The sequence below is a fragment of the Yersinia kristensenii genome (assembly GCF_900460525.1).
Classification (GTDB): Bacteria; Pseudomonadota; Gammaproteobacteria; order Enterobacterales; family Enterobacteriaceae; genus Yersinia; species Yersinia kristensenii.
In genome coordinates this window covers 4,701,679-4,708,938 of record NZ_UHIY01000001.1, presented here as the reverse complement: position 1 = coordinate 4,708,938, position 7,260 = coordinate 4,701,679, and the positions used below count along the sequence as shown (strand labels likewise).

The window sequence follows — 7,260 nt, the reverse complement described above, 5'->3', positions numbered from 1 at the left end:
TGGAGATATCGGCGACTCCGTATATTTTACCTTCAAACTGTGGGATTGGGGCCGTCTGGGGTTGGATAACCGCCCACGACCGGTGCATATCGAGCATGGTCGCAAAGTGATACAAGCTGAGCGGGATACCGCATGGTGCCGTGAGAATTTGCTCGATCAGGTTGAAATAAAAAGAGGAAAACGCCGATTACACCCGTGAGCGCCACCGGTTTACATGCGCTAGAGTTTATCGATACCCACCGTTATTGGGGTACGTTCTGCCGTAACCATTGCCACTCACGACGGTTTCCAGATGTTGAACCTGATTGAAGGACAGAAAGCCATTATTGATAGCCCGGATGGTGCCTTTGCCCCCTATACCCTTCATTATGCTGAAACTTTGGTGATTCCTGCATCGGTCACTCAATACCGCGTCACTGCCTGTCAGGGTGAACAGATCGGCATTATTGTGGCCAATGTGCGCCAACCGGGAGCACAATAATGCTAAATGCAGCGCAAAAATTCAGTCAGTGGATGCGGGCAGAAGCATTGCCACGGTTCTTACATGAGGGCATGGCGGATAACCGTTTTGCCGAATCCTTACCCGCAGGATCATCAGTGATACGCAGCCGGGTACAAACCCGGCAGTTGTATGTGTTTGCCCATGCAACCAGAACCGGTTGGATTGACGGGCGTGAGCAGGTGCTAACCGCCGCGCTGAAAGGACTCACCGATTTTCAGCAGCCGGGCGGTGCATTGTGTTTTGCGTTAGGGGCGGTTGAGGGCGCTGATGACATTAACGCCTATGAACAAGCATTTGCGTTACTGGCTTACAGCGAAATTTATCAGCTCACCGGTGACACCGCGTTTCTTCGGCGTGCAACAGCACTCCATGACTGGATGAAAGTGCATCTGGCATTGGAAGAGGGCGGTTACGCGGTGAATACCCGCAAGCCCGCGTGGTTAAGCCAAAACCCCAATATGCATCTGTTTGAAGCTTGCCTCAACTGGTGGCACGCAACTGGCGATGCCCGCTGGGAGCAAGAATGTCACGATTTATTCGGTTTATTTACCCAACATTTATTTAATCAGCAACAGCGGTGTCTGGTGGAGTTTTTTGCTCGCGGTTGGCAGCCCACTTTGGCCGTCTCGCAGCAAGTCGACCCCGGCCATCATCACGAATGGACATGGTTACTGTATGAATATCAAAAGCTTTCGGGCATAGATACCCATGAATTACGGCAGGAATTGCAGCTTTTCGCCCAGACTTATGGTGAAAACCCTGCCACGGGCGCGGTCATGAATGAAGTAATTTGGCACGGGCAGCCATTACGTGCCGCTAGCCGCTTATGGTGTCAGACTGAGCGAATTAAGGCTGATGTGGTGAATTATCGCCACTCTCCTGAGCAAAACCCAGACACTATTATTAGCCGCCATGTGGATAATATGTTTGCCGCTTTTATCGAGGGGGAGGACTCTGGGCTGTATTGTGATGAAATTGATGCCGCGGGCCAGCGCTTGGGCGGTGCTTCGCCGGCCTCGACACTTTATCATCTGTATGTAGCTTGTCGGCAACTGGACGAATTGGCCAGCCAGCGGGGGTTAATTTTGCTCTCAATGACCGATAACAAATATGTTTGATTAAAAATAGTTTGATAACAAAAACAGGGCCAGGTTTACTCCGGCCCGCCTTGATGGCATGGCCTCCAAAGAGTGGGGATGAACAGTGCCACTCTTTTCAATTATCCGCACCAACTCCATCAATAAAACCCAATATCCTTTTCAAACCAGCGGCCTATAGTTAACCATATCAATATTTGGATACTAAAGGCTCCTCTATGAATGAAAAACACATTTGTGGTGCAGCAACCGGCGCAGCCAGAGCAATTAATTTTGTTATTTCATGGTGTTGGCGACAGTGCTGCCGGGATGGCACCGGTCGGCAGCCATTTTGCGCAAGCTTTTCCTCAGGCGCAGGTGATCAGTATTAATGGGCCTTTTGCCAGCAGCATGGGCGGTGGGCGGCAGTGGTTTTCTGTGCAGGGGATCACCGAGCAGGGGCGGCAAGGGCGTATTGATGAAGTGATGCCCGAATTTATTGCCACTGTGCGCTATTGGCAGCAACAAAGCGGTCTTGGTGCACGGCAAACCACACTGGTGGGGTTCTCGCAGGGCACGATTATGTCATTGGAAGGGGTGAAAGCTCAGCCGCAGTTAGCTGGGCAGGTCATCGGGTTCAGTGGGCGTTTCGCCACCTTGCCACAGCAAGCTATTGTTGACGTGGCCATTCATCTGATTCATGGGGAACAGGATGGCGTTATTCCGGTAGAACAGGCCAACGCCGCCGCGCAGTGCTTAACGGCATTGGGGGCTGCTGTGACATTGGATCTGGATGCCAATACCGGACATGGCATTAATCAGCCAATGCTGGCGCGGGCTATTGCTCATTTGCGTCAGGATCTTGCGGGAAATTAAACCAGGGGGAGCGCTGCCCCCACCCATTTATTTTTTCTTATCTTTATCCGGCCAGTCGTCGTCATCCCACTGCGCATTATTGTCGCGGTGGGGAGGGATCTCCGGCTTATTGCTCAAAAACTTCTTATGATCAAGACGGCGTAACTCTTTGATGCCATTTAAGATCATGCCGACAAGTATGATAAGAACCACCCACCAGTAATCAGCTAGCCAATGCATGTTAAGTTCCTTTACCCGCCATGTATCAAGCCTCTGTCGCTTGAAACTCATTGGGTATAGTTATAAATCGTGAAAAAATCATGGGTAAATGGCTGGAAAGCCACTCACTACCCGCCACATCTTGTGATTGCCAAGCTTCCAGCAGGATTGCTGGTGTCAGTAAATGCTGCGCCGTTACCGCCCAGAGGGTGGTAACTTAGGTGCCAAGGCTCTGCGGCAACACCGCCGGTGTCTGTGCTAAAAGGTCGGTAAAAACCAAATTCAGCCATGTGCGCATCAAGCCATTGAGTTAGCTGATAAAAATACCCACCCGCTTGATACTCCCACGGCTCCAGTTGCAGTTTTTCCCCCATGGGTAACAGTGATGGATCGTAAATATCTAAATCACTGCCCAATGGTGGCGGCTGGCCCCTGGGAGAGCAGACCAGTGTAAAATAGCTTCGCAACGGGCGGCGGCATCAAGCCGAGAAATGTCTATCGGCTGGCTGTCTTTATCTAATACTGGCCGCTCGCCGCGAAATTTACCATTCCAGATAGCCAATTGGCGGTCAAAATCGCGAAAAGTGCTGGCTGGCTGTAAATCCAAACCCGCCACTTTAGCCGCCTGTTGCATGGCCCGAAAGGCATCAACAGCCGCTGGCTGCAAGCGGTGATTGCCCGTTAACACCACTAAATGCTCCGTTGAGCGCCCGGTAAGCATCTGTGGTGTCAATGTATTGGCTGTCATGCGATGAGTTGCTCCATGATTCTCTGATACATCCGGCTCAGCAGTTGTAAATCAGCGGCGTGAACGCATTCATTCACTTTATGGATTGTGGCATTGACCGGCCCCAGCTCAACCACCTGCGCGCCCATTAAAGCAATAAAACGACCATCAGAGGTGCCACCGGTGGTCAACAGCTGTGGTGTGATTTCAGTATAATGCTCGATGGCGTTGACCACAGCATCCACCAGTGCGCCACGGGGCGTCAGGAATGGTTGGCCGGAGAGCACCCATTCGAGGGTGTAATTGAGTTGATGGCGGTCTAGCAAAGCTTCAACCCGCTGCTTAATTATGCTATCAGTCAGTTCAGTACTGAAGCGGAAGTTAAACTGCACATAGAACTCACCGGGGATCACATTATTGCTGCCCGTTCCGGCATGCAAATTGGCTATTTGCATACTGGTGGCTGGGAAAAACTCATTGCCTTCATCCCATTGCGTGGCAACCAGTTCATTCAGGGCGGGCATCGCGCGGTGAACTGGGTTATCAGCCAGATGAGGATAAGCCACGTGCCCTTGAACACCGTGGATATGCAAGTTGGCGGTGATCGAGCCGCGGCGGCCATTTTTCACCACATCTCCGACGTGGTCGGTGCTGGAGGGTTCACCCACCAGACAATAATCCAGCCGTTCATGACGCGCCATTAGAGCATTAACCACTTTAACTGTGCCATTAATGGCTTTGGCTTCTTCATCGGAGGTAATCATAAAAGCCAACCGGCCTTGATGATTCGGATGTGCGGCAACAAAGCGCTCGGCCGCAACCACCATGGCCGCCAGCGAACCTTTCATGTCGGCAGCACCCCGGCCATACAGCATGCCGTCGCGAATGGTCGGTTCAAACGGCGGGCTGCTCCAGTGGCTTTCATCACCGGTAGGAACCACATCGGTATGGCCGGCAAACGCCAGTGTTTTACCTTCGCCACGCCAGGCCCAGAAATTAAGGGTATCGCCAAAATTCATCGGCTCAACAGTAAAGCCGATAGCCTCTAAGCGCTGAATCATGATCTCCTGGCAGCCCGCATCATTTGGGCTGAGCGACGGGCGTTTAATCAATTGTTGGGCCAGGTCGATTACCGGACAGATCATGTTATTGCACCTCAATATCGTTTTGGTTATGGGTCATATTTTGTTGCCCCCGATGTTGCTGAATAAATCGTTGGTAACTTTCTATTTTGAAGCCCAATAGCATCTCGCCATTGGCGGCTTCCAGCAGCGGGCGTTTGATGATAGCGGGCTGTTCCAGCATCAGTAATTTGGCCGATTGCGCATCAGTGATGGCATCGCGCTGCGCCTGCGGCAGTTTGCGCCAGGTGGTACCGCGGGTGTTTAGCAACGGCTCCCAACCGAGTTTATCGATAAAACCTTGCAACTGCTCGTCACTCAATCCATCCGCGCGATAATCGTGAAACTGATAGGGAATACCTTGCTCTTCCAGCCAGCGACGGGCCTTTTTTATGGTGTCACAATTTTTGATACCATATACTTTATACAAACTTTTTTGAGCATCATCGAACATGAAAAAATGTTACCTATATGTGCGTGTTAGTTCAGAACAACAACTATCTGGTGATGGTTTAGATCGCCAAGAATCAATGTTGACTCGATACTTCGATGATAACGCAAGTTGCTACGACTTTGATCCCCATTATGAATTAATCGTGGATCCTGGGGTAAGTGCTTAATTGGGAGGGGAGAGGATCGGGGAAGGCTAGAGTTATATACCCAAAAAAATTAAATCTTCCCTTAATCCAAATATTATTACACTCATCAACACGAAAGGACTAAAATCGGCCCATGGAGATGTTATATAAAACAAGGAATAAGTTTAATGTCAGTTGGCTACTGGATAGTTAAAGGTGACAAAACCAGCTGTGGCGGGATAGTACATGAGGGGATGGCAGAGAGGACATTTGCTAATAACCCGGTCGCTGTGAATGGCAGTAAAGTCTCGTGCGGGAAACACCCCGGCAGCTACAGCGTGGGTGGAGGGCATCCGGGCGAGATAGTACATGGGCATTATGTCGCCAGTACGCTATATAGCCGTTCAACCTGCCCGTGCAAAGCTTTTTTTATTCCCTCACAAACATGGGCGTCTCATGGCCCTTATCAAGGAGGGCAACAAGTCGCCACTTCTCGCTCAGTGGTAGAGTCGCCGGTAACTGAGCCACAGCAATTCGCCCAGTCAGCCAAAAAAGCCAATCTACCGCCGTATCTTACTGGCGACAAGCCCCCCTCCGAATTTGTACCTGATTATCCAGTACTGCGTAATACAAGGGATTTGCCCGATTTAAAAGTCCGTGATTTATTACGCAACAATAACCAAGACATTATGTTCCTGACGGCAGAAGAAGCCTATGAAGTACTAGCCGATTGGGGAACATATCAAAAAGGTTGGGTTGATATTACCCAAAGCCCATTAGGTGAGGTTGTCGTAAACTACGGAACAAATATCAAGGATGTGGTCACGACATCAAAACTTATTGTTGATCTCGGTGGTTTGGGTATTCAGGCGACAATGTATATCAATCATAAAGGCACTGAGTTAATTAAATTAACCGGATATCCAGGAATCCGTAAAGTACTTAATGCTCCGGTATTCGCAGCTAAAAATCCCAAGGTTGTTGATTTAGGCATTGGTAAATATGGTTTGAATAATTCAATTGTACAGGGAGCCCGATTAACATTCTATGTGGCTGCGGCTTTCAGAACGCTTGATTATATTCTTAATGACGAAGTCTCCTTAGCTAAATTTATCGGCAGTTTAGCAACCGATATTGTTAAAATCGGGATATCATCAATAATTTCAGGGGGAACTGGTACTGTAATTATGGCCTTCACAGCTTCAGTGACAATGCCTATTGTACTATCTGTTCTTGTGGGTTTTGGTGCGGTATATCTTTTGGGAGTATTAGATAAAAAATTCGGTATAACGGATAAAGTCGTTGAACTATTTGAATCTGCGCAACAAGAAATTGTAACGAAAGCGACCGAAATTCAAGATGGTTTTATCGATATTCTGGAAATGGAAGTATCCAATTTGCTAAGGAAAGGTGTCGAGTTTACTCAGGCTGAATTGAAAAAATATATTAAAAAATCCATCTCTGACTTATTAAGAGAGGAATGGTAATGATTAAACTTACATTGAAAATACGCATTTTTGCGTTTTTCTTTATCTCAGTTATAATTATTCCTATCTGTGTGTCAGTACTGTATTTATCTCTCGATGAAATTAGGATGTTATTCAGTTATCCTGATGTGATTGTTTTTACATTGTACTCATTGGCATCCATTGTTATAACGCCATTTGTGTTGATCTATTTAATTATTATATCTTGTAAACCTATTTTCCTGGGGAAACGAGTTTCGAATCATATACAAGCTACTACAACAAGGTTCTTGATTGTTGCAATAGTCTTGGGTGTAATTTCTCAAATAGGGTTTAAGGTTTACTATAAAGAAATGTTAAATAATAAAAGTTATGTTGTTTGCTCTGGAATTCCTGGTGGTTTTTTACCCGGAATGGCGACAAAATATGCAAAATCAGAAAGTTTGTGCTATTTGAAATAATCGTCACAATGAGTAAGTATGCTGCAATTTGTTAAGCGGCTAAATTGGTCTGAGATTCTATAATCTATCGGACTCAGATCTTTAGGCTTTTCTTTGATTTCTTGATGATTATAGCCGTATGTATAGTTATCAAGCTCTGTGCGTGTTAGTTCAGAACAACAACTATCTGGTGATGGTTTAGATCGCCAAGAATCAATGTTGACTCGATACTTCGATGATAACGCAAGTTGCTACGACTTTGATCCCCATTATGAA

9 protein-coding genes and 1 pseudogene are annotated in these 7,260 nt (G+C 47.7%); 6 read left to right on the top strand and 4 right to left on the bottom strand.

Annotation, left to right across the window (positions count from 1 at the left end):
- The 4 genes from DX162_RS22415 to ypfH form a co-directional block, all read left to right on the top strand.
- The coding region (locus DX162_RS22415) for a hypothetical protein (protein ID WP_174890837.1) at positions 1 to 199 on the top strand (199 nt) is incomplete at its 5' end.
- A gap of 93 nt (positions 200 to 292) precedes the next feature.
- A complete protein-coding gene (locus DX162_RS22410; RefSeq protein WP_174890836.1) occupies positions 293 to 481 on the top strand; it encodes a hypothetical protein in 189 nt (62 codons plus the stop codon).
- Entirely contained in the window at positions 481 to 1,620 is a 1,140-nt protein-coding gene (locus tag DX162_RS21995) for an AGE family epimerase/isomerase (RefSeq protein WP_115155896.1), read from the top strand. Before DX162_RS22410 ends, DX162_RS21995 begins: the two co-directional genes overlap by 1 nt.
- Positions 1,621 to 1,821: 201 nt before the next feature.
- On the top strand, positions 1,822 to 2,454 hold the full coding sequence (gene ypfH / locus DX162_RS21990) for an esterase (protein WP_115155895.1): 633 nt from the start codon (positions 1,822 to 1,824) through the stop codon (positions 2,452 to 2,454).
- A gap of 27 nt (positions 2,455 to 2,481) precedes the next feature.
- On the opposite strand, the gene DX162_RS21985 is transcribed toward ypfH, so the two are convergent.
- The 4 genes and pseudogenes from DX162_RS21985 to DX162_RS21970 all read right to left on the bottom strand — a co-directional run bounded on the left by DX162_RS21985 (position 2,482) and on the right by DX162_RS21970 (position 4,954).
- Positions 2,482 to 2,673 carry a YpfN family protein gene (locus DX162_RS21985; RefSeq protein ID WP_032821281.1) on the bottom strand — a complete coding sequence of 64 codons (192 nt, stop codon included), beginning with the start codon at positions 2,671 to 2,673 and terminating at the stop codon, positions 2,482 to 2,484.
- Positions 2,674 to 2,698: 25 nt separating this feature from the next.
- Positions 2,699 to 3,400: pseudogene (locus DX162_RS21980) on the bottom strand (M15 family metallopeptidase).
- The gene (gene dapE / locus DX162_RS21975) at positions 3,397 to 4,524 is read right to left on the bottom strand and encodes a succinyl-diaminopimelate desuccinylase (RefSeq protein ID WP_032821284.1); all 1,128 of its coding nucleotides are present in this window, start codon (positions 4,522 to 4,524) and stop codon (positions 3,397 to 3,399) included. The pseudogene DX162_RS21980 and the gene dapE overlap by 4 nt, the downstream one beginning before the upstream one ends.
- Position 4,525: 1 nt before the next feature.
- A complete protein-coding gene (locus DX162_RS21970) occupies positions 4,526 to 4,954 on the bottom strand; it encodes an ArsC family reductase (RefSeq protein WP_004393572.1) in 429 nt (142 codons plus the stop codon).
- Between the two features lie 312 nt (positions 4,955 to 5,266).
- Between DX162_RS21970 and DX162_RS21965 the strand changes: the two genes are divergently transcribed.
- The gene (locus DX162_RS21965; protein WP_098080953.1) at positions 5,267 to 6,565 is read left to right on the top strand and encodes a PAAR domain-containing protein; all 1,299 of its coding nucleotides are present in this window, start codon (positions 5,267 to 5,269) and stop codon (positions 6,563 to 6,565) included.
- A complete protein-coding gene (locus DX162_RS21960; protein ID WP_098080950.1) occupies positions 6,565 to 7,005 on the top strand; it encodes a hypothetical protein in 441 nt (146 codons plus the stop codon). Before DX162_RS21965 ends, DX162_RS21960 begins: the two co-directional genes overlap by 1 nt.
- The last annotated feature ends 255 nt before the right edge of the window (positions 7,006 to 7,260 follow it).